At 67.9% G+C, this 19050-nt stretch carries 23 protein-coding genes and 1 tRNA gene; 13 read left to right on the forward strand and 11 right to left on the reverse strand.

Features of this window, described 5'->3' with window-relative positions; genetic code table 11:
* Positions 1 to 94: 94 nt before the first annotated feature.
* Together QZV94_RS12605 and QZV94_RS12610 are read right to left on the reverse strand one after the other, a co-directional pair.
* Complete coding sequence (locus QZV94_RS12605) at positions 95 to 1123, reverse strand: hypothetical protein (protein WP_293678238.1); 1029 nt, start codon at positions 1121 to 1123, stop codon at positions 95 to 97.
* Positions 1110 to 1529 carry a DUF2784 domain-containing protein gene (locus QZV94_RS12610; RefSeq protein WP_293678239.1) on the reverse strand — a complete coding sequence of 140 codons (420 nt, stop codon included), beginning with the start codon at positions 1527 to 1529 and terminating at the stop codon, positions 1110 to 1112. Before QZV94_RS12610 ends, QZV94_RS12605 begins: the two co-directional genes overlap by 14 nt.
* Before the next feature lie 106 nt (positions 1530 to 1635).
* On the opposite strand from QZV94_RS12610, the gene QZV94_RS12615 reads away from it, so the two are divergent.
* The 5 genes from QZV94_RS12615 (at position 1636) to QZV94_RS12635 (ending at position 5273) form a co-directional block, all read left to right on the forward strand.
* Positions 1636 to 1764 carry an entericidin A/B family lipoprotein gene (locus tag QZV94_RS12615; protein ID WP_293678240.1) on the forward strand — a complete coding sequence of 43 codons (129 nt, stop codon included), beginning with the start codon at positions 1636 to 1638 and terminating at the stop codon, positions 1762 to 1764.
* Positions 1765 to 1956: 192 nt separating this feature from the next.
* Positions 1957 to 2352 carry a DUF983 domain-containing protein gene (locus QZV94_RS12620; RefSeq protein WP_293678241.1) on the forward strand — a complete coding sequence of 132 codons (396 nt, stop codon included), beginning with the start codon at positions 1957 to 1959 and terminating at the stop codon, positions 2350 to 2352.
* A gap of 81 nt (positions 2353 to 2433) precedes the next feature.
* On the forward strand, positions 2434 to 2589 hold the full coding sequence (locus QZV94_RS12625; RefSeq protein WP_293678242.1) for a DUF3309 family protein: 156 nt from the start codon (positions 2434 to 2436) through the stop codon (positions 2587 to 2589).
* A 91-nt stretch (positions 2590 to 2680) separates the two neighbouring features.
* Positions 2681 to 4015, forward strand: coding sequence for an MFS transporter (locus QZV94_RS12630; RefSeq protein ID WP_293678243.1), 1335 nt, complete (start codon positions 2681 to 2683; stop codon positions 4013 to 4015).
* Between the two features lie 100 nt (positions 4016 to 4115).
* The gene (locus tag QZV94_RS12635) at positions 4116 to 5273 is read left to right on the forward strand and encodes an amidohydrolase family protein (RefSeq protein WP_293678244.1); all 1158 of its coding nucleotides are present in this window, start codon (positions 4116 to 4118) and stop codon (positions 5271 to 5273) included.
* On the opposite strand, the gene QZV94_RS12640 is transcribed toward QZV94_RS12635, so the two are convergent.
* The 4 genes from QZV94_RS12640 to msrA are packed head-to-tail and all read right to left on the reverse strand — an operon-like array spanning position 5263 to position 6960.
* Entirely contained in the window at positions 5263 to 5607 is a 345-nt protein-coding gene (locus QZV94_RS12640; RefSeq protein WP_293678245.1) for an MmcQ/YjbR family DNA-binding protein, read from the reverse strand. The two genes, QZV94_RS12635 and QZV94_RS12640, sit on opposite strands and share 11 nt — an antisense overlap.
* The gene (locus tag QZV94_RS12645; RefSeq protein ID WP_293678246.1) at positions 5604 to 5954 is read right to left on the reverse strand and encodes an MmcQ/YjbR family DNA-binding protein; all 351 of its coding nucleotides are present in this window, start codon (positions 5952 to 5954) and stop codon (positions 5604 to 5606) included. The genes QZV94_RS12640 and QZV94_RS12645 overlap by 4 nt, the downstream gene beginning before the upstream one ends.
* Entirely contained in the window at positions 5951 to 6295 is a 345-nt protein-coding gene (locus QZV94_RS12650) for an MmcQ/YjbR family DNA-binding protein (protein WP_293678247.1), read from the reverse strand. Before QZV94_RS12650 ends, QZV94_RS12645 begins: the two co-directional genes overlap by 4 nt.
* Before the next feature lie 14 nt (positions 6296 to 6309).
* A complete protein-coding gene (gene msrA, locus QZV94_RS12655) occupies positions 6310 to 6960 on the reverse strand; it encodes a peptide-methionine (S)-S-oxide reductase MsrA (protein ID WP_293678248.1) in 651 nt (216 codons plus the stop codon).
* 137 nt (positions 6961 to 7097) lie between these two features.
* Here msrA and QZV94_RS12660 point away from each other — a divergent pair, with 137 nt between their 5' ends.
* The 3 genes from QZV94_RS12660 (at position 7098) to QZV94_RS12670 (ending at position 9097) form a co-directional block, all read left to right on the forward strand.
* A complete protein-coding gene (locus QZV94_RS12660; RefSeq protein ID WP_293678249.1) occupies positions 7098 to 8027 on the forward strand; it encodes a tetratricopeptide repeat protein in 930 nt (309 codons plus the stop codon).
* Positions 7994 to 8959 carry a hypothetical protein gene (locus tag QZV94_RS12665; protein WP_293678250.1) on the forward strand — a complete coding sequence of 322 codons (966 nt, stop codon included), beginning with the start codon at positions 7994 to 7996 and terminating at the stop codon, positions 8957 to 8959. The genes QZV94_RS12660 and QZV94_RS12665 overlap by 34 nt, the downstream gene beginning before the upstream one ends.
* Positions 8960 to 9007: 48 nt before the next feature.
* Positions 9008 to 9097, forward strand: a tRNA-Ser gene (locus tag QZV94_RS12670).
* 603 nt (positions 9098 to 9700) lie between these two features.
* Here QZV94_RS12670 and QZV94_RS12675 read toward each other — a convergent pair.
* Together QZV94_RS12675 and QZV94_RS12680 are read right to left on the reverse strand one after the other, a co-directional pair.
* Entirely contained in the window at positions 9701 to 10057 is a 357-nt protein-coding gene (locus tag QZV94_RS12675) for a hypothetical protein (RefSeq protein ID WP_293678251.1), read from the reverse strand.
* A gap of 143 nt (positions 10058 to 10200) precedes the next feature.
* Positions 10201 to 10878: a hypothetical protein gene (locus tag QZV94_RS12680; protein WP_293678252.1), complete on the reverse strand. Its 678-nt coding sequence runs from the start codon at positions 10876 to 10878 to the stop codon at positions 10201 to 10203.
* 507 nt (positions 10879 to 11385) lie between these two features.
* Between QZV94_RS12680 and QZV94_RS12685 the strand changes: the two genes are divergently transcribed.
* The 3 genes from QZV94_RS12685 to QZV94_RS12695 all read left to right on the forward strand — a co-directional run bounded on the left by QZV94_RS12685 (position 11386) and on the right by QZV94_RS12695 (position 15173).
* Positions 11386 to 12876 (forward strand): MFS transporter, encoded by a 1491-nt coding sequence (locus QZV94_RS12685; protein ID WP_293678253.1) that lies wholly within the window; start codon positions 11386 to 11388, stop codon positions 12874 to 12876.
* Between the two features lie 116 nt (positions 12877 to 12992).
* On the forward strand, positions 12993 to 14693 hold the full coding sequence (locus QZV94_RS12690; RefSeq protein ID WP_293678254.1) for a class I adenylate-forming enzyme family protein: 1701 nt from the start codon (positions 12993 to 12995) through the stop codon (positions 14691 to 14693).
* A gap of 57 nt (positions 14694 to 14750) precedes the next feature.
* Positions 14751 to 15173, forward strand: coding sequence for a heme-binding protein (locus QZV94_RS12695; RefSeq protein WP_293678255.1), 423 nt, complete (start codon positions 14751 to 14753; stop codon positions 15171 to 15173).
* A gap of 22 nt (positions 15174 to 15195) precedes the next feature.
* Here the strand turns inward: QZV94_RS12695 and QZV94_RS12700 are convergent, their stop codons facing one another.
* The 3 genes from QZV94_RS12700 to QZV94_RS12710 form a co-directional block, all read right to left on the reverse strand.
* Positions 15196 to 15903, reverse strand: coding sequence for a glutathione S-transferase family protein (locus QZV94_RS12700; RefSeq protein WP_293678256.1), 708 nt, complete (start codon positions 15901 to 15903; stop codon positions 15196 to 15198).
* Positions 15904 to 15990: 87 nt separating this feature from the next.
* A complete protein-coding gene (locus QZV94_RS12705) occupies positions 15991 to 16665 on the reverse strand; it encodes a M24 family metallopeptidase (RefSeq protein ID WP_293678257.1) in 675 nt (224 codons plus the stop codon).
* A 25-nt stretch (positions 16666 to 16690) separates the two neighbouring features.
* Positions 16691 to 17731, reverse strand: a complete 1041-nt coding sequence (locus QZV94_RS12710; protein WP_293678258.1) for a hypothetical protein — start codon at positions 17729 to 17731, stop codon at positions 16691 to 16693.
* Positions 17732 to 17865: 134 nt separating this feature from the next.
* On the opposite strand from QZV94_RS12710, the gene QZV94_RS12715 reads away from it, so the two are divergent.
* Entirely contained in the window at positions 17866 to 18486 is a 621-nt protein-coding gene (locus QZV94_RS12715; protein ID WP_293678259.1) for a dienelactone hydrolase family protein, read from the forward strand.
* A 2-nt stretch (positions 18487 to 18488) separates the two neighbouring features.
* Positions 18489 to 19050, forward strand: a 562-nt coding sequence (locus QZV94_RS12720) for a DUF938 domain-containing protein (protein WP_293678260.1), incomplete at its 3' end; no start/stop codon positions are given.

Here is a 19050-nt window from a genome sequence, read left to right on the forward strand (position 1 = left end):
GAAATATAATGGTCAGGACAGCGAAATCAGCGCCTTACTTGGGAAATGTGGGATTCAATGGCTGATGGCGAGGTCGCCCGTTTGCGGGCGCCGGCTACTCCCCGACGTCCACCGTCTCCGGCTTCTTGCCCTGGGCCTCGGCGTAGCGGGCGCCGCCCAGAATGCCCGGAAGCGCGTAGTTGCCCTCGTGGCAGGCGTACTCGTAGACCGGCCCCTTGGCCGCGTTGATCGGCATCTCGGCGCGCCACGGCCGGGTATAGGTCTTGGGGTCATCCACCGTGAATTCGTACAGGATCTGGGCGGACGAGACGCGCGTGAAGCGCTCGGTGACCTTGGCTTCGGTCGACACGTAGAACGTGGTCGGAATGCCGGGGCGCAGCTGTTCGCCAGGGTGGAAGTTGGTGGTCTCGACCACCAGGGTGTCGCCCTCCCACCAGCCGATCGAGTCGCCCATCCACGTGCGGATGTCGGCCTTCGGGTGGGTCTTGTCGCCCAGGCGGATAATGCGCGCGTCGTGGTTCATCTCCACCACGATGACCAGGTGATCCCTGGTCTGCTGGAACTGGTAGGTGTTGTTGTAGAGCACGTTCATCATCGGCGGCCCGGCCGTGGAGCCGAAGCCCATCAGGCAGCGCTCGGCCAGGTGGCGCACCTCGGGGCCGTCGAAGTTGCTCCGGATCTTGTCCACCTCGACCAGGAAGTGCTTCCGGCCCTCGGCCGAGTACGGCAGCTTGCCGTCCGCCGGTTCGACGATCCACGAGGAGCGCAGCTCACCCCGGATCGATCCCACCTTCGTCCCCGGATCGATCCAGAAGGCGTTGTAGCCGCCGGGGTCCTGACCGGGCTTGGGGGCCGGGGCGTTCGGATCGCTCGGCTTGGCGTCGCTGGTGCGCCTGCTGGCGTAGCCACGCTCCATCGCCCCCGCCTGCTCGGGTGTGATCGTGAGGCTCTTGAACTGCGCCGGCCGCTCCAACTGGGTGATCGAGGCGTTGGTCCATGTCCCCGAGAAGTCGGGTTGCCCGAAGGCGTTGCGCGGGGCCTTGTAGGCCTGGGCCGCCGCCGTCCCCGCGAGCAGGCAGGCGAGCGCCGCCGCCATCAGGGTTTGAACCTTAGAAGCCCTCATCCCCAGCCCTCCCGCCAGATCGTCCTTTGCGGACTATGCGCCTTTGCGGGCGTACGAGCCACCACAGCGCGGTCACATAGACGAACACCGCCACGTAGGACGTGGTGAACACCCACATCGGCAGCGGCCAGTAGATGGCGGCGTTGACCCAGCGCATGAGCAGCGGATCGTGTGCGCCGCCGCCTGTGAGGCCATTCTGCCAATCGGTGAGGAAGCACGCCCGGCCCAGGAGCGCCTGCAGCGCCGTCACCGCCAGCGACCCAAGGTGCAGCACCCGCCACCACATCGTCCTCACCCACCGCCAGCCCAGCACAGCGCCGAGCGGAATCGCGATAAGGCCCCCGATATTGAAGGCGATGACCGCCAGGTGGATCGCCAGCACCAGCTGGCCGAGGGATGGGTTCACGGCGCGAGACGATCACCATCCGATCGGCGCCGCAATGCCGCCGCAAGCTTGACTAGAACCCCGGTTCATCCGACCTGAAGCGGCATCTCCGGACAAGGGGCTCCCCATGCGCAAGTTCATCCTGCTCACCGTCGCCGCGGCCGCCCTGCTGGCGGCCGGCTGCAACACCGTCTCCGGTGTCGGCCGCGACGCCGAGTCCGCCGGCAAGGCGGTCAGCCGGGCCGCGAAGCGGTAGGGGGCAACCGGCGCGCCTCGCGCGGTGCGACCATTGCCGGCGATGACCCGCGCCGAGGAGGGCCACGCGGGCCACGACGCCGACAGCGCACCTACCCCTATCGAGCGCCAGCGGGGCCACTGAGGTCATTTTCACTGCGACGCGACAGCGCGGCCTCTTTCACCGGAGGCCTCGCGGGCGCATATGAGCGTCATGCCCGAGATTGCCCATCCGTTGTTCCGTTCAATCGGCCGCGGCCTACGCCACCGGTGCCCGAATTGCTCCGAGGGGCGTCTTTTCGGCCGCTACCTGAAGGTGGAGCCGGACTGCAAGGCCTGCGGCCACGACCTCAGCCTCTACCCGGCCGACGACGGCCCGGCGTACCTCACCATCCTCCTGGTGGGGCACTTGGTGATCGGGCCGGCGCTGTTCTTCCCGATCATCTGGGAGAGCCCTCCACAGTACTCGCTGCCGATCCTGCTGGGGGCCCTGCTGCTGATCACGCTCCTACTGCTGCCGCGCGTGAAGGGCGGCTGGATCGGAATGATGTATGCGCTCAGCGTCACGCGCCACGAGGCGCGGCTGCACACCGCCGACGCCGCCGACTGAGCCTCATTCCGGAACCTAAGCTTGGCCGCGCACGTTTTTGCGGGGGTCGGGTTCGGGGGACGACCATGAGGAGAGCGCGACATGCTGGGGACCATCCTCATCATCATCCTGATCCTGGCCCTGCTGGGATCGTTGCCGACCTGGGGCCACTCGCGCAGCTGGGGTTATTTCCCGAGCGGCGGCCTGGGCCTGGTGCTGGTGATCATCGTGATCCTGGTGCTGATGGGGCGCATCTGACGCCCAGCAAACCAACGGTCCCATAGACCGGTATCCCAATCCTGCATGAGCCGCCCTAGCATGCGCCCCAGGCCGAAACCTTGGGGGAAGCATGACCGCGACGGAGACAGGGGCGGAAGGCGGGGTTCCGCCCGGCGTCCTGAAGCCCGGCCTGACCGCGCCGCAGCGGCTGCGGGCGATCCTCGGGGGCTCGTCCGGCAATCTGGTGGAGTGGTACGACTGGTTCGTCTACTCGGCCTTCGCCCCCTACTTCTCCAGCCACTTCTTCCCCAGCGACGATCCGCTCACGAGCCTACTGGGTACGATGACGACCTTTGCGGTCGGCTTCTTTGCCCGCCCTGTGGGGGCCTGGCTCATGGGGCTGTACGCCGACCGGGCCGGACGCAAGACGGCGCTCACCCTGGCGGTGGGCATGATGTGCGTCGGCTCGCTGATCATTGCCCTCCTGCCGAGCTACGCGACCATCGGGATCGCCGCGCCGATCATCCTGGTGCTTGCGCGCATCCTGCAGGGCCTGTCGGTCGGCGGCGAGTACGGAGCGAGCGCCACCTACCTGTCTGAGATGGCCGGCGCCAAGCGGCGGGGGTTCTGGTCGAGCTTCCAGTTTGTCACCATGGTGATGGGCCAACTGATCGCGCTCGGCATCCTGGCGCTGATGCAGACCAACATGTCCGAGGCGACCCTGAACGACTGGGGCTGGCGCATCCCCTTCTTCATCGGGGCCGCGATGGCCGTGGTGGTGTTCTGGATCCGCGCCCGTATGGACGAGAGCGCCTCCTACGAGAACTCCAAGGCCCGCGGTGAGGAACGGGCGCGGACCATGCTGCTGTTCCTGAAGTATCCCAAGGAGACGCTGGCGATCTTCTTCTTCACCGCCGGCGGCTCGCTCGCCTTCTACAGCTACACCACCTACATGCCGAAGTTCCTAAAGGCCTCCGGCGGGTTCGCCGCGCCCACCGCGACGGCCATCTCCGCAGGGTCGCTGTTCGTCTACCTGCTGGCGCTCCCGCTTTTCGGCTGGATCAGCGACCACCTGGGCCGCAGGGCGACGCTGGGGTTCGCGTTCGGCGGCTGCGCCCTGATGAGCTATCCCGCGATGACGGCGCTGATGAACGGGCCCAGTCCCTGGGTCGCCTTCCTGATCGTCTCGGCGCTGGTGTTCGTGCTCTCCGGGTACAACTCGGTGAGCGCCGTCGTGAAGGCCGAGTTGTTCCCCGCCAACGTCCGTGCGCTGGGCGTGGCCCTGCCCTACGGCATGGCGGCGGCCACCTTCGGCGGCACGGCGGAGATGATCGCGATCGCGCTGAAGCGCGAGGGCCACGAAACCTGGTTCTTCATCTATGTGGCGATCGTCCTGGCCATGTCGTTCCTGGTGGTGCTGCGGCTGCGCGAAAGCAGGACCCACAGCCTGATTCTGGAGGACTAGGGGCCCGGGGGCGTGAGGCGCGGCCCCTTTCCGGCTTGCCGAATTTAGAGAGCGGTCCACAATTGTCGGCAAGAACAACGATACGCCCGAGGAGCGCTCCATGGCCAAGGACATGCCCGACCTGATCTGGCGTCGGATGCAGGAGGTCGGCATCCCGTGCGAGCGCAAGCCGGAAGCGCAGGGCGATGTTCGTCTGCCCGCCGGCACGGTCGTCGTCTCGGTCGATAACCACTATTCGGTGTCCGAGGACATCTGGTGGGACAAGTTCCCCGCCAGGATGAAGGACCGGGCGCCGCGCGTGGTGCACGAGTACGGGGTCTATAATCTCGTGATCGACGGCAAGTCGCTCATTCCGGAGGTGTCGGCGAACACCTTCGCCAGCTTCGAGAAGCTGCCCGGCTGCGCGATCATGGAGGCGCGGCTGGCCGACCTCGATCACGAAGGGATCGACAAGGAGATCATCTTCGGCAACGCCGCCCTGACGCTGCTTTTCCACAAGGACCTGGAAGCGCGCGACCTGATCTGCCGCATCTACAACGAGCACATGGCCGAGGTGGGCGAGCGGGCGCCCGGCCGCTTCTACGGCGTGGGCTACGCCAACTTCTGGGACCCGTCGCGCTTCGAGGCCTCCCTGGCCGAGATCAAGGCGCTGGGCCTGAAGACCTTCATGATCCCGCAGAACCCCGGCGTGGGGCTCGACGGACAGCCGATCAGCTATGCGTCCAAGGAGATGGAGCCGTTCTTCGCGGCGGTGGAGGCCTCCGGCCTGCCGCTCTGCATCCACATCGGCGAGAACGCCAATCCGGGCCGCGGCGGCATGGGCACCTCGTTCATGCAGAACCTGGCAGGCTTCCGGAAGACCATCGGCACGCTGATCTTCGGCGGCGTCTTCGACCGCCATCCCGGCCTGCGCGTGGTGTTCATGGAAGGCGGCATCAACTGGGTGCTGACCGCGATCCAGGACGCCGAGCTGATCTGGGGTTCGTTCGAGCCGATGCTCGACTGGAAGCTGAACCACGAACCGCGGCACTACTTCGACACCAACGTCTATTCGGCGTTCATGACCGACAAGCTGGGCCTGAGCCTGATCGACCAGATCGGCGCCGACCGGGTGATGTGGTCGGCCGACTATCCGCACCCGGAGTCGACGTTCGGCTACAGTTGGACGGCGATGAAGCAGGTGATCGACACCGGCATCTCCGATGCTGACGTGAAGAAGATCCTCGGCGGCAACGCGATCGAGGTGTTCAGGCTTTAGGGGCCAGCCCGAACTCGGCGCGGGCCTTCCGCGTCAGCTTGGCGGCCATCAGGCTATGGGCGGTGGCGAGCCAGCCGGCGGCGTCCTCACGGTCGATGCGGTCGAGCGGGATGCTGACCCAGTGGCCCTTGGCGAAGTAGGGCGCCTGGCGGCCGAGCCCGTCGCTGGTCAGCACCTCGAAGCCGACAGGCGAGACCTTGAAGGCCAGGCCGTCGCCGCCGCAGAGCGCGAACACCTTGCCGCCCACCTTGTAGACGTCGCTCTCCCCCCACTGCACCACCTTCGTGGTGGCGGTCAGGCCGAGCGCGATCGCCTCCACCTCCTCGCGTGTCATGGCTCGATCCCCAGTTCCGCCCGAGCCTTCCTGGTGAGGGCGCCTGCGACGAGGCGATAGGACGTGGCCAGCCAGTCAGCGGCCTCCTCGCGGCTCACTTCGCTCAGCGGCAGGTTCACCCATGTCCCGGCGCCCTTCGGAAAGCCCGGCGCCGGTCGGCCAGGACCGTCGTCGGTCAAGACGGCGAAGGCGATCTGCGTGGCCTTGAACGACAGGCCGTCGCGCTCGCTGCAAACGCCGAACACCTTCAGTCGCACCTTGTAGACGTCGACGCGGTTCCACAGCGTCACCTGGGTGGCCTCGGGAAGGGCCAGCGCCAGAGTCTGGACCTCCGCGCGGGTGGTCACGCGATCCCGAGCGTCTTCTGCTGCGTCTTCGGCAGCTTGGCGGCGACGATGGCGTGGGCGCTGCGGACCCAGTCGGCCACCTCGGCGACGTCCTGGCTGCGCAGGTCGGGGAGGTTCACCCACTTGGCGCGCGCCATGTACTTAGCGGGCGTGGCGCGGCCGGTCTCGACCAGGGCCTCGAAGGCGATGTCGGAGGCCTTGAACGACAGGTTGGCGTAGGCGCCGTCCGTGGCGCAGAACATCTTCCCGCCCACACAGTAGCAGTGGTCGTCGCCCCACTTGAGGTCGAGGGTCGCCCCCGGCAGCGCCATGGCCGCCTGGTGCAGTTCGTCCCTGGTCACCCCGCCCTCTCCTCCTAGGCCGTGACGCCCACCCCGATGGGGCACGAAACCCCCGTGCCGCCGATGCCGCAGTAGCCGTTCGGGTTCTTGGCCAGGTACTGCTGGTGGTAGTCCTCGGCGAAGTAGAACGGCGCGGCGGGGTCGATCTCGCTGGTGATCCTGCCGTAGCCCTGCTTGGAGAGCTCCACTTGGTAGGTCGCCCGCGAGGCCTCGGCCGCAGCGGCCTGGGCGTCGTTCGTGACGTAGATCCCGGAGCGGTACTGCGTGCCGATGTCGCCGCCCTGGCGCATGCCCTGGGTCGGATCGTGGGTCTCCCAGAACACCTTCAGCAGGTCGGCGAAGGTGACCACCTTCGGGTCATAGACCACCAGCACCGACTCGGTGTGACCGGTGCGGCCGGAGCAGACCTCCTCGTATGTGGCGTTCGGCGTGATCCCCTGCTGGTAGCCCACGGCGGTCACATGCACCCCGGGGATCTGCCAGAAGATCCGCTCGACGCCCCAGAAGCAGCCCATGGCGAAGTAGGCCGTCTCCAGCCCCTCCGGGTACGGCCCCTTCAGCGGCCGGCCATTCACGAAGTGGACCGCGGCGGTCGGCAGGGCCTGGCTCCGGCCCGGCAGCGCGGTCGCGGCGGTGGGAAGTTCCATCGGCTTCTTGAAGAACATCGGGCGCCTCCAGCGGCTTGGTCGCTGCCGTAGATAGTGCGTGCGGCTTCGAAAAGCACCTCGGCAAACGCTAGCTGAACCGCCGCGGCATTTGTGGGAGTATACCGACGATCGCTCAATCGCAGGGAGGACGCGGCATGCGCAGGCTGAAGATCATGCTCCTGACCGGGGCGCTGACCATGATGCCGGCGGCCGCCGCGCTGGCGGCGGGCAGTGGCGGGGGTGGCGGCGGTGTGGGCGGCTCCATGCCTTCCGCCTCGGCCCCGCAGTACGACGCGGCCGAGGAATACGCCAAGGCGGTCCGGGCCATCCAGGCGAAGGACTACAAGGCCGCCGCCCGCGCGGCCGACCGCGTCACCCAGGTCGCGCCGAAGAACGCCGACGGCTGGCGGGTCCTGGGCGTGGCCCATGCCGGCGCGGAGAACTGGAAGGGCTCCAAGAAGGCCTACGAGCGGGTCGTGAAGCTCGCGCCCGACGACCTGCCGGCCCACGCCGGCCTGGGTCTGGCGCTCGCCAACCTGAAGGACCCCAAGGCCCAGGCGCAGCTCGACTGGCTGAAGGCCAAGGCCGCCAGCTGCACCACCGGATGCGACACCGTGAAGGCCCTCACCTCGCAGGTCGAGCAGGCCGTCGGCGGCGCGGAGGCCGCAAGCCAGCCCAGCGCCGCCCTGGAGCGGGGCTCGCTGCTATTCGCCGAGGCGGGCGACCAGGCTTATGTGCAGGCGGTCAGCCTGATCAACGAGAAGCGGTTTGACGAGGCCCTGGCCTCGCTGGACGCCGCCCGCACAGCCTTCGGGCCGCACCCGGATATCCTGACCTACCAGGGCTACGCCTGGCGCAAGAAGGGACAGTTCGACCGGGCGGCCGACTACTACGAGCAGGCCCTGGCGGTGGCCCCCGACCACGTTGGCGCCACCGAATACTACGGCGAGCTGAAGGTCGTGCGCGGCGACCTGGCCGGCGCCAGGGCCATGCTGTCCAAGCTCGATCGCGTCTGCGCGTTCGGGTGCGCCGAGGCCGAGGAGCTGCGCCGTTGGATCGACGTCGGCGGCGAACCCGGGCTCTAGGCCTCGTCGCCGCGCTGGCCGGTGCGGCGGCCTTGGCCGCCGATGCCGGCCCGCCGCTTCGCGCCATGCGCTGGGTCGCCGCCGGGACCGATCCGCAGCGCGCCTTCGCGACCACGCCCGCCGAATGCCTGCGCCTGCCACGCGAGCCCCAGGCCGCGCTGTCGGTCGAGGTGGGCCGCGCGGCGTTCGGGACCCCAGTGCTATTGGGCGGCCAGGCGGCGCGCGCGGGCCTGACCTGCGAGAGCTGCCACCGCGCCGGTCGCGACAACCCCGACTTCCAGTTCCCCGGCGCCTCCGGCGCCCCCGGAACGGCTGACGTGACGCTGTCGCTGTTTTCCAGCCACCGCGGCAACGGCGTCCACGACCCCAGGCCTATCCCCGACCTCTCCGGGCCGAGAACCAGGCTGACGGTGGCGCCCGCCGACCTGGCGACGTTCATCCGCGGCCTGATCGTCGAGGAGTTCGATGGGCCCGAGCCGGCGCCCGCGGTTCTCGCGGGGCTGGCCGCCTACGTGCGCGCCCTGGAGCCCGCCGCCTGCCCGCGTCCCGCCCGCGCCCCGGTCACCGTCGCCCGCCTGATGGACGACGCGCGTCGGGCGCTCACCGCGGCTGAGGCCAAACTGGCCGCCGGGGACGCAGCCACAGCCGTCGCGATGGTCGCCGCCGCCCGCGCCCGCCTGGGCCTGATCCACGAACGCTATGCCGGCATGGCCACCGAACAGGCGCGACTGCGCGCCGCCGACGCCGAGCTCGCCACCGTGCAGGCGGCTATCCGCGAGGCCCTGCCCGGCGCCGCGGCGGACCTGCGCCGCTGGCCCACCGACTCGCGTCCGCTGGAGGTCGCGCTCACGGCCGCCGAGGCGCGCTCCCTTTTCAACCCGGCCCGACTGTCGCAGGCGAAGACCCGGCGCTTGCCCGCCCCGCCCTCCTGACGGTATATGCCCGCCTTCCGCCGGGGGCCCGCCCCCGCGCGGCGTTAAGGTGCGGTGGCCGAGTGGTTGAAGGCGCACGCTTGGAAAGCGTGTTTAGGGGAAACTCTAACGTGGGTTCGAATCCCACTCGCACCGCCATATTTTCGGTCAAATAATTGTTCTTGCTTTGGTTTTGCAGCGGAAGAATTCCGCACCCTAAGAGTTTCCGCCCCTCGTCAATTCAGAAGCCGCGCCGGGATCTTCGAACTCGAATCCCGGCGGCGAAGGGATGATTGAGAGGCATGGCCCCAGTGCGCTCGCGCGTCGATCTCGCCGCTCAGTAGGCGCCGGCCACCCTTCGGCTCACCCAGGACGATCAATCGTATCGGGCGCTCACTGTCGCGTCAGAGAGGGTCGCGGACAAGCGACGGGCTAAGGACAAGCGTCGGGCCTTCGAGGAGTCGGAGATCAAGACGCTGTTCGCGAGCCCCATCTACGCAGACGGCAAGCGGCCTGAGGCTGGCGGCGGGGAAGCTGCATACTGGCTTCCGCTATTGGCGCTTTACAGCGGCGCTCGGCAGACCGAGCTAGGACAGCTTCATCCTGACGACATTCGACAGGAAAGGTATCGAGACACGACGGACGCTGAGCAATCGGCTTGGGTGATCAGCATTGTCGAGAACGCAGAGCGCGGGCAGCGCGTGAAGAACGAGGGCAGCGAACGGTGGGTCCCCGTGCATGCCGATCTAATTGCGCTCGGCTTCAGCCCTCCAATTGCTCTCCATAGAGGGCATTGATGATCTGCGGCACAGAGGGGGCGGCGCGAACCGCAGCCGCAAGTTCATCCAGAAGTTCCTGCTCGTCCCTCGGCGGGCCAGCCTCGCCGGCGATCGCCTCATCGTCGCGCCAGTCGTCTGGGTTCGCCTGGATCGACGAAGCAGCGCGAGCCTTCAGCTGTTCCAACGTCATGGACTCGCTCTCGGCGATCTCCTGTTCAATTCGGTGAACGCTCTGGCCCACCACGAACCGGAGCACCCGCTCCCCGAATGGCCTGGCGACCCCCAGATCAACGACGCCAACGACCTTCCAGCATCGAAGGTCGCGGCCGACCAGCACCATGCCTAGCCGTTCTCCGTGCGACAGTTCCCACGAAGTGCAGGTCGAAAAATCCTCGGCGTCGCGAAACCAGGTCAGGCGCTCCCGCCCTGCCGTTGCATGGCGACCGACATCGCGACGAAACGCCAGGGCGGGAAACGTTGGGCTCAGCGGCGCTTGTCCGATTGCGCCTTGGCCGCCGCTGCCGGATGACCGACCGCTGCGCCGGTAGCGACCTTGGACCAGGCCGGCGTGCCGTATACATACCGCTCCACTACGTTGAACTGCGTCTGGCCCTTGTAGGAGTTGGTCATTCGTCCGTGCATCTGAGCGCCCGCCGGGCCTTCTGGCATCGCCTTGATATTCCACGGCTGGTTCTTCAACCAGTCGGGCACATTCTTGCCCCAGCCGTTCTGCGGGATAGCCCAGTGGTGGCCGTGCTGCCCCGGCTTCAAATAGCCCTGCTTGACCATCCACGGGCGAACTTCCGTCTTCCAGGCGTACGGAGCCTTCTTCGCGACGTTCTTCGCCACGTAGACACCTCCCTTCGCCACGCCCTTGGCGATCGAGCCGGCGAGAAAAAGATCAGATGCGGCGAGCGCTCCATTCAAAGCCGCCCCTGCATAGTCGCCTTCCTGAAAGTCGGCCACCGCCTCTCGACCTGAACCCCACACGGGGATCAGCGACTCCGCGAAGCCCGGATGGCCGACAGAGTTCACCGGCTGCTGAGCCGCGGCAGCCTCAGCACCCTGTCGCTTCAGCCGCTCCTGCCGGATCATCTCGTCATACTGCTCTCCCGCCGGATCCGGAACGGAACGCGGCTCTCCTCTGGGCATCTGCGCCATCGAGCACCCCTCATCATGTTATGAACTTCGAGGCGCGCAGCCGGCCAAGCCGCACTGCCCCGACGCTCATCATCATGGCACATGCTGTCGCCCACGTCAAGAACAAAAACAGAACATATGAGGCAGGCCGAGACTGGGATCGCCGCGACTGCGTCCACCCCGCGCAGCCACAGCAAACGTCACTTGAGTTTCAATCGACACCCATCGATGCGGAGACTGGCGTCGTCGGGGCTGGGCACACCGCCACTCACCCGGCAAACGGGTCTCCCCGCTGCTCTCACCCGGCGCTGACCTTGCGCGGGATTCTGCGCGCCGGCCGAGTTTGCGCACACCCGCCAGCACGGTCCCACGGGCACCTGGCGGTGCGCCGGGACATTGGAGTCTGATCCAAATTTGTAGCCTGATCTAAAGACATCTGGCGGTGTCTGTGGAACTCTGGAATGGCTGGGGAGCCGAACGGTCCGCGGCTATATAGAGAGCGCCTGAAGGCGCCCCCAGGGAGGTTAGATGACGGTATCCAAGGGCGAGCCCCTGTCTGACGCTGCGAGCGCCGGTTCGGCCGCTGTCGCGGCGGGGGGCCCCAAGCTCGGCTTCGCACCCAAGCTGTTCTATGGCCTGGGGTCGATCGCCTACGGCGTCAAGGACCAGGGATTCCAGGCGCTCCTGCTGATTTACTACAACCAGGTCCTCGGCCTGCCGGCGATCATGGTCTCGACCGCCCTTATGCTCGCCCTGGTGCTCGATGCGTTCATCGACCCCATCGTCGGGCAGGTTTCGGACAACTGGCGCTCGCGCCTGGGCCGACGACACCCCTTCATGTATGTCGCCGCGATCCCGATCTGCGTCGCCTTCTACTTCATCTGGAACCCGCCCGAGCTCGCGGCCGGGGCGATGTTCTTCTACCTGCTGGCGGTGGCCGTCACGCTGCGCGCCTTCCTGTCGATGTACGAGATCCCCAACGCGTCGCTGCTGCCCGAACTCACCGAGAACTACGACGAGCGGACGGCGCTCTACAGCTATCGCTACTTCTTCGGCATGGCCGGTGGGTTGGGCATGACGGTGGCGGCGTTCTCGATCTTCCTGCGCCCGACCGCGGCGTTCCCGACCGGACAGCTCAATCCGGACGGGTACCATGCGTATTCCATCGCCGCGATCGTGGTGATGCTGGCGTCCATCCTGATCTCGGCGCTCGGCACCCAGAAGGTGGCCCAGCGCTTCCGCGCGCCCCCAGTCCGGCGGATCGGCCTCACCCGGACCCTGCGCGAGATGTTCGAGACGATCTCCAACAAGTCCATCCTGGTGATGCTGGGCGTGGGCATGTTCTCAGGCATGGCGACGGGCATGGCCGGCGCGTTGAACATCTATCTGACCACCTACTTCTGGGGCCTCCGAGGCGATCAGATCTCGCTGCTCTCCATGGCGGCGCTGTTCGGCTCGGGCATCGCGGTGGCCGTTGCGACGCCCATCTCCAAGCGGATCGGCAAGAAATACACCTGCGTAGGCGGCTTCGCGATCTATCTGGTGATCTCCTCGACGCTGATCCTATTGAGGATCTTTGACGTCCTCGCGGCCAATGGCTCGAACCTGCTGGTCGGCCTATTGTTCGGTCAGGCCGTGCTCACCATCGCCGCCGGCGTGACCAGCGCGATCGCGGCCGGGTCGATGATCGCCGACGTTGTCGAAGAGGTGGAGGAAAAGACCGGCCGCCGGTCGGAAGGCCTGCTGCTTTCGGCCAACACCTTCGTCGCCAAGGCGGTAAGCGGCTTCGGCCTTCTGGCCGCGGGCCTTCTGCTGTCGTTCGTGAAGTTCCCCTCCGGCGCCCAGCCGAGTGAGGTGCCGCTGGAGGTGCTGCACAACCTGGGCGTCGTCTACATCGCCGCGCTGCTGATGCTGTACTCCGTCGCCATGGTCTGCCTGTTCAATTATCCGCTTTCCCGCCAGGGCCATGAGGCGCGCCTCCAGCGGTTGGCGGCGCGGGGCGCCAGGCCAGCCGAGTAGCGCCCGTCCAGCCGTCAAGTGGCTGGCGCTGCGCGGAAAAAACCTCACGGGAGCCCGCCGGGCGCGATAGGAATCGCGGCAGCGGGACATCAACACCGACACGACCGAGGAAGACCATGCACTACGCCGAACTGAACGAGGCCTGGGCCGAGCTTACCCAGCCGGGGGCGGCCTTCGAGATCGAGACCGTGGAGGTGCGCGGCGCGCCGATCCGCACGTTCAAGAATGCGCTGCCCAATGTGCGGGCGCTGTGGCTTTCCACTGTCGCGTTCGCAGAGCGCGACTACCTGGTCTATGGCGATGAGCGGATCACCTATGCCGAGGCGCACCGTCAGGTGGCCTCGATCGCCAACTGGCTGGCCAGCCGCGGCGTGAGGCCCGGCGATCGGGTGGCCATTGCGATGCGCAACTACCCGGAATGGATGCTGATCTACTGGGCGTGCGCCTGCACGGGCGTGGCCGTGGTGGGCATGAACGCCTGGTGGACCGCGCCGGAGATGGCCTACGGGCTCACGGACTCCAGCCCCAAGGTGCTGTTCGCCGATGGCGAACGCATCGCCCGCCTGGAGGAGCAGCCGGGCATGCGGGGCGATACGGTGCTGGTCGCGGTGCGGGCGGACAATGCGCCGGCCGACGCCGTGGCCTGGTCGGAGGTCATCGCCTACGGCGGCGACCTGCCCGAGGTCGCCATCGATCCGGACGACGACGTCTGCATCTTCTACACCTCAGGCACCACGGGCTTTCCGAAGGGCGCGCAGCTCACCCATCGCAGCTGCATCAGCAACCTGATGAACATGATGTTTGCCGGTCAGGCGAGCGGGCTGGCCACCATGCGCGCGCTGGGCGTCGCGCCCGACCCCGACGCGGTCCCGCCGGTTCCGGTGACGCTGGTCACCACCCCGCTGTTCCACGTGACCGCCAACAACTGCGGCGCCTACGCCACGACCGCGGCCGGGGGCAAGATGGTCCTGATGTACCGCTGGGACGCCGGCGAAGCGCTGAAGTTGATCGAGCGGGAACGGTGCACCTCGGCCAGCGGGGTGCCGGTCATGGCGCGAGAGCTGATCAGTCATCCGGACTTCGCCAAGTACGACACCTCCAGCCTGCTGGCCGTGGGCGGGGGCGGCGCGCAGTTGCAGCCCGACCTGGTGGCCAAGATCGACAATGCGGTGGCGACCGCGCGGCCAGGCACCGGCTACGGCATGACCGAGACGTCGGGGATCATCACCTCGATCTCCGGCGACTTCTTCGTCGACAAGCCGGCGAGCTGCGGCCGCGCGATGCCCACCTTCGAGACCAAGGTGGTGGGCGATGATGGCCAGACCCTGGGCCCGGGCCAGCCGGGCGAACTGTGGGTCCGCGGCTCGTCCGTCATCAAGGGCTACATCAACCGGGCCGAGGCCACCGCGGAATCGATCACCGACGGATGGTTGCACACCGGCGACGTGGCCTACCTGGACGACGAGGGGTTCATCTTCCTGGTCGACCGCAAGAAGGACATGGTGCTGCGGGGCGGCGAGAACATCTACTGCGCCGAGGTCGAAGCGACGATCCACCAGCACCCGGCGATCGCTGAGTGCTGCGTCTTCGGCGTGCCGGACGACCGGCTGGGCGAAGAGGTGGGCGCGGCCATCGTGCTGCGGCCGGGCGAGCGCCTGGACGCGGACGCCATACGCGACCACTGCATCAGCCTCATCGCGCGGCACAAGGCGCCCCGCTACGTCTGGCTGCTGGACAAGCCGATTCCGCGCAACGCCAACGGCAAGTACCTCAAGCGGGAGCTGCGCGAGACGCTGTCGGCCGCAGACGCATCGTAGGCGGCGCCACACGTCGCTAAGCTGAGCCCTTCGCCACCTCCTGCACGAGACCCGTCAATGAGCGCCAAGACGATCACGAAATCCTCGATCTCCGCCTCCGCCGCGGCCGACGTCGTCCGCGCCGCCGAGGCCAAGGCGGCCGAGATCGGCGTGCCCATGGTCATCGCCGTGGTAGACGAGTCCGGCGTCCTCAAGGCGTTCTCGCGGATGGATGGCGCGGCGCTGCTCAGCGTCGATATCGCCCAGGACAAGGCCTACACGGCCGTCTCTTTCGGCATCTCCACCGACGGCTGGTTCGACTTCATCAAGAACGACCCGCCGCTTCTCCACGGCATCATCAAGACGCCGCGCCTGATCGTCTTCGGCGGTGGCTATCCGCTCAAGGTCGGCGACGCGGTGATCGGCGGCGTCGGGGTCAGCGGCGGCCACTACGAGCAGGACATGGTGGTCGCCCAGGCCGGCCTCGCCGCCCTGGGCTGAAGGGTGATCGGTCGCGTCGGGCTCACATGCTCGGCGGGCCGTTGGGCATGGTGGACTGCATCGCCCGCTGGTAGGCCGGCCGCGCCGCCATGCGGGCCATGAAGTCCTTGCACCGCGGGAACGCGTCCCAATAGGCGCCGTCCAGGGTCTGGATGTCCTTGATGCTGGCCGTGGCCTTCGCCGCCGCCGGGGCGCCGAGCTTCAGCGGGAAGTGCATCATGATGTCGGCGGCGGTGAACTGGTCGCCCGCGAAGTAAGGCCGCTTTGCCAGGGTGTTCTCACAGTAGTGCAGGATGCGCTGCGAGCCGCTGCGCGATCCGGCGACGCCGGGCAGCTTGGGCGGCTCCTGATAGTCGCCCGCCTTGCGCTGGGCTTGCTCCAGCGCCTGACCCAGCCGGTCGCCCATGATCTTCTGCATGGCCGTGCCTTCCGCGAAATGCAGGAACTCCAGGTAAGCCGGAAATTCCGGGGCGTCCTCGGCGGGGCGCAGGGACGAGCCCTTGCCGTACTTTGCGAGCAGGTACTCGAGGATCGCGCTCGACTCGACCATCACCACGTCGCCGTCCTCAACGACCGGCGTCATGCGCATCTCATGGTGCTTTTCGAGCTCCAGCAGCGAACCGAGTATGTCGCCGCCGATGAAATCGAGCTCATAGGGCACGCCCAGCTCTTCAAGCAGCCAGGCGACCCGCTCGGAGCGGCGGCCTTCGATGTGACGGATCATGATCATGGGAGAGCGCTCCTGCGCCGGCGAGCGGCGCCGAACCCGGACTGCGTAGAGGCGCGCCCCGCGGCAGGTCAATAGAGGGCCCCGCGACTACGGCGCCTCGTAAAGCAGGTCTTCGTAGAAGGCGCCGATGGGGCGAGTGGGATGGGCGATCTGGATTTCCAAGATCCACAGGCCGGTCTTCGGCGCGGCCGGGAAGTCGCCCAGGCGGCCGGCCTTGTAGATGGCGTGCGGGAAATCGGAGACCCGGTGGCCCTTCACCGTCCAGTTGAGCTCCCAGCCCATCGACCGGGCGAGATCCCGTGCGTAGGCGTAAAGCACCTGGCCGGTCGCTCCGTCGGCGCGCCATCGCTCGGCGACCGCCTGCCAGAGGGTCCGGGCGGCCTGGGCGCAGGCGTGCATCTCGGCGTCGTCGCCGACCACGAAGGTGTCGCCGGCGTCGCCCTCATGGCCGTCCCAGACCACCCCCAGGTCCACGTAGAAGATGTCGTTGGCCTTGAGCACGTAGTCCGGCTGGAAGTCGCCGAAGAAGGTCTCCAGCGTGCCCGGACCGAAGCGGATGACGTTCTTGTGCCAAAGCCGTTCCATGCCCATCGCCGCCAGGACCTCGTCCGCAACCTCGTGGCTGCGGCCCTCGGTCATGCCCGGCGTCACCGCGGCGGCGATGCGGCGGACGGCCTCGAACGTGAGGTCGCGGGCCTTGACCATGGCCGGCAGCGAATAGACCTCGCCGACGGCCTCCTGGCGGGCGTTGGCGTCGTTCACAGGCGGCGTCCGACGGACAGGGCCGCTAGTAGCCCGCTGTCCGCCCGGTGGCGACGCCGTCGACGATCTGGTCGAGGTATTCGCTGAGGCCGTAGCCCACCAGGTCGCCACAGCGGTACTCGGTCATACCTTCGGTGATGCGGGTCTGCAGCTCCTTGCCGTCGGGCGTGGTGCGGCGGTTGCGGAGCGGGATCAGGGACAGGACCTTGCCGGTGACCTCGTAGCGCTTGCCGGCCGCCGTCCTGACCTTCGCGCGCAGCCCGGTCTGGTAGTCGTTCTCATCCCAGTCGGTCTCGAGGGCGCATTCCTCGATCAGGTCGTAGACCCCGTCGCGGAACACCATGCCGCCCTGGCGGGCGCCGCCCTGACCATCGCCGGCCACCGACAGCATCATGCCGAAGTCGGGGCCGAAGTTCAGTGGACACCAGCGGTACCAGTCGATCGCCTGCCAGTGGCGCGGCCCCCAGGACTTGTCGCGCAGGCCGTTGCCGGAAATCTCGAACCGCTCGTCGCCTACGACGATAACGCCCTTGGCCGTGCAGTGCTGCTCGTAGTGCGCCTTGGCGAAGGACTTCTCCGGATCGACCTCGATCGAGGAACCGTCCTCTCTCACCGTTTCGCCGCCGAACATGGGCGACGCGCCCTCGAAGTCCAGTTCCACCGAGCAGGGGACGGAGGGGTTGTTGCGATAGGCGGTCTTGGGATCGGCCATCTCGTGCGGCCGCTCCATGAGGAGCGCCTTGCCCGTGTAGCTGACCTTCAGGCGCTTGAAGGGCTCCACCACATCGATGCGCAGGCCGCCGGCGGCCATCTCGGTGTTGCCCTCGATGGGTGGGCGCGCGAAGGCGAAGCCGATGCGGCCGTCCGGCAGGTAGATGCATACCGTGATTTCGGCATATTTCTCATTGGGCCGGTTGCCGATCCGGAACCAGCCGCCCGCCTTCGACTTCGGGTCGAAGACGTTGAAGTACATGCTTTCGTTGTAGTTCTTGGCGTCCCCTGGCTCGTGGGGGAACTCATCCTGCGGCTCCAGGCGGGTCTTGAACCCGGCGGGCATCTTGGCCATGGCGTTCGTCCTGTTGCGCGTGGAAAGGGCAGCCTAGGCGCCTTAACCCAGGGGCCGCCAAGCGTGCCGGCTTGACCTGGAGGCCGCCTGTCGCGCACGTCCAGGCCATGGAAAGCTCAGATCTCAAGGGGCCGATGGTCCCTCCCGCCTCCGGCGGCGCACCGCGCTCCATGGTGATCCTGCTGCACGGCTACGGCTCGAACGGCGACGACCTCATCGGCCTGGTCCCGTATTGGCGGGCCGCCCTGCCGGATACGGTGTTCCTGTCGCCCAACGCCCCGCAGCCCTGCCCCGGAGCGCCTGGCGGATATCAGTGGTGGGCCCTGACGAGCTTCAGCCCCGACGCCCGGGCCGCGGGGGTCCGCCAGGCCGCGCCCATCGTGAACGGCTTCATCGACCGCCAGCTCGCCGCCCATGGCTTGCCGGAGGACCGGCTCGCGCTTGTCGGCTTCAGCCAGGGGACCATGATGGCGCTGCAGGTCGGACTGCGCCGCCCGATCGCCGGCATCGCGGGCTATTCCGGCATGCTGGCCGATCCCGACGGCCTGGACGCGTCGCCATCACGGCCGCCTGTCCTGCTGGTCCACGGCGACGCCGATCCGATGGTGCCGGTCGCGGCGTTGCAGCAGGCGCAGGCAGCCCTTGCGCCGCTCGGCTTCGAGGTCACCGCCCACGTCTCTCGCGGCCTGGGGCATAGCATCGACGAGGCCGGGCTGCGCCTCGGCGGGCAGTTTCTCAGCCGGGTGTTGGCCTAGACATGGCCGGCGCCCCGCCGCCCAGCGCCCGCACCTCGCCGGCCACGGCGCGAAACCGCGAGCCCATCCTACAGGTGCTCCGCCGCGTGCTGCCCCGGGAGGCGCGGGTGCTGGAGATCGCCAGCGGGGCCGGCGAGCATGCCGTGTTCATCGCCCAGGCGATACCGCAGGTCCGCTGGCGGCCCAGCGATCCGGACCCCGACGCGCGCGCGAGCATCGCGGCCTGGCGGGCCGCAGCCGGCCTGGCCAACCTCGATCCGCCGCTGGCGCTGGACGCGGCCGATCCGGCCACGTGGCCGGCGGCGCCGGTCGAAGCGGTGGTGTGCATCAACATGATCCACATCTCGCCCTGGGCGGCGACGGAGGGCCTGATGGCCGGCGCCGGACGGGTGCTGTCCGGCGGCGGGCAGCTGGTGGTCCGTGACCAGCGTCTGCAGGCCCAGCGCCCGGGCGGTCGCGATGCCTTCGAAGCTGGCGATGCCGTTGTCCACCGTGACCAGCACGTCGGCGCCGCTGTCCCTGACGCGCTGGGCGATGGGCGGCGTGAGGCCATAGCCGTCGACC

Origin of the sequence: uncultured Phenylobacterium sp., from assembly GCF_902826855.1 — a bacterium.
Classification (GTDB): domain Bacteria; phylum Pseudomonadota; class Alphaproteobacteria; order Caulobacterales; family Caulobacteraceae; genus Phenylobacterium.

Bases quoted from the DNA above. Each gene is read 5' to 3' on its own strand.
- QZV94_RS12685 (WP_293678253.1), top strand. From the start codon at position 11,386: ATGACGGTATCCAAGGGCGAGCCCCTGTCTGACGCTGCGAGCGCCGGT.
- QZV94_RS12605 (WP_293678238.1), bottom strand. From the start codon at position 1,123: ATGAGGGCTTCTAAGGTTCAAACCCTGATGGCGGCGGCGCTCGCCTGC.
- QZV94_RS12680 (WP_293678252.1), bottom strand. From the start codon at position 10,878: ATGGCGCAGATGCCCAGAGGAGAGCCGCGTTCCGTTCCGGATCCGGCG.
- QZV94_RS12640 (WP_293678245.1), bottom strand. From the start codon at position 5,607: ATGACACGCGAGGAGGTGGAGGCGATCGCGCTCGGCCTGACCGCCACC.
- QZV94_RS12625 (WP_293678242.1), top strand. From the start codon at position 2,434: ATGCTGGGGACCATCCTCATCATCATCCTGATCCTGGCCCTGCTGGGA.
- QZV94_RS12660 (WP_293678249.1), top strand. From the start codon at position 7,098: ATGCGCAGGCTGAAGATCATGCTCCTGACCGGGGCGCTGACCATGATG.
- QZV94_RS12715 (WP_293678259.1), top strand. From the start codon at position 17,866: ATGGTCCCTCCCGCCTCCGGCGGCGCACCGCGCTCCATGGTGATCCTG.
- QZV94_RS12700 (WP_293678256.1), bottom strand. From the start codon at position 15,903: ATGATCATGATCCGTCACATCGAAGGCCGCCGCTCCGAGCGGGTCGCC.
- QZV94_RS12690 (WP_293678254.1), top strand. From the start codon at position 12,993: ATGCACTACGCCGAACTGAACGAGGCCTGGGCCGAGCTTACCCAGCCG.
- QZV94_RS12615 (WP_293678240.1), top strand. From the start codon at position 1,636: ATGCGCAAGTTCATCCTGCTCACCGTCGCCGCGGCCGCCCTGCTGGCG.
- msrA (WP_293678248.1), bottom strand. From the start codon at position 6,960: ATGTTCTTCAAGAAGCCGATGGAACTTCCCACCGCCGCGACCGCGCTG.
- QZV94_RS12630 (WP_293678243.1), top strand. From the start codon at position 2,681: ATGACCGCGACGGAGACAGGGGCGGAAGGCGGGGTTCCGCCCGGCGTC.
- QZV94_RS12695 (WP_293678255.1), top strand. From the start codon at position 14,751: ATGAGCGCCAAGACGATCACGAAATCCTCGATCTCCGCCTCCGCCGCG.
- QZV94_RS12635 (WP_293678244.1), top strand. From the start codon at position 4,116: ATGGCCAAGGACATGCCCGACCTGATCTGGCGTCGGATGCAGGAGGTC.
- QZV94_RS12710 (WP_293678258.1), bottom strand. From the start codon at position 17,731: ATGGCCAAGATGCCCGCCGGGTTCAAGACCCGCCTGGAGCCGCAGGAT.
- QZV94_RS12675 (WP_293678251.1), bottom strand. From the start codon at position 10,057: ATGGTGCTGGTCGGCCGCGACCTTCGATGCTGGAAGGTCGTTGGCGTC.
- QZV94_RS12620 (WP_293678241.1), top strand. From the start codon at position 1,957: ATGCCCGAGATTGCCCATCCGTTGTTCCGTTCAATCGGCCGCGGCCTA.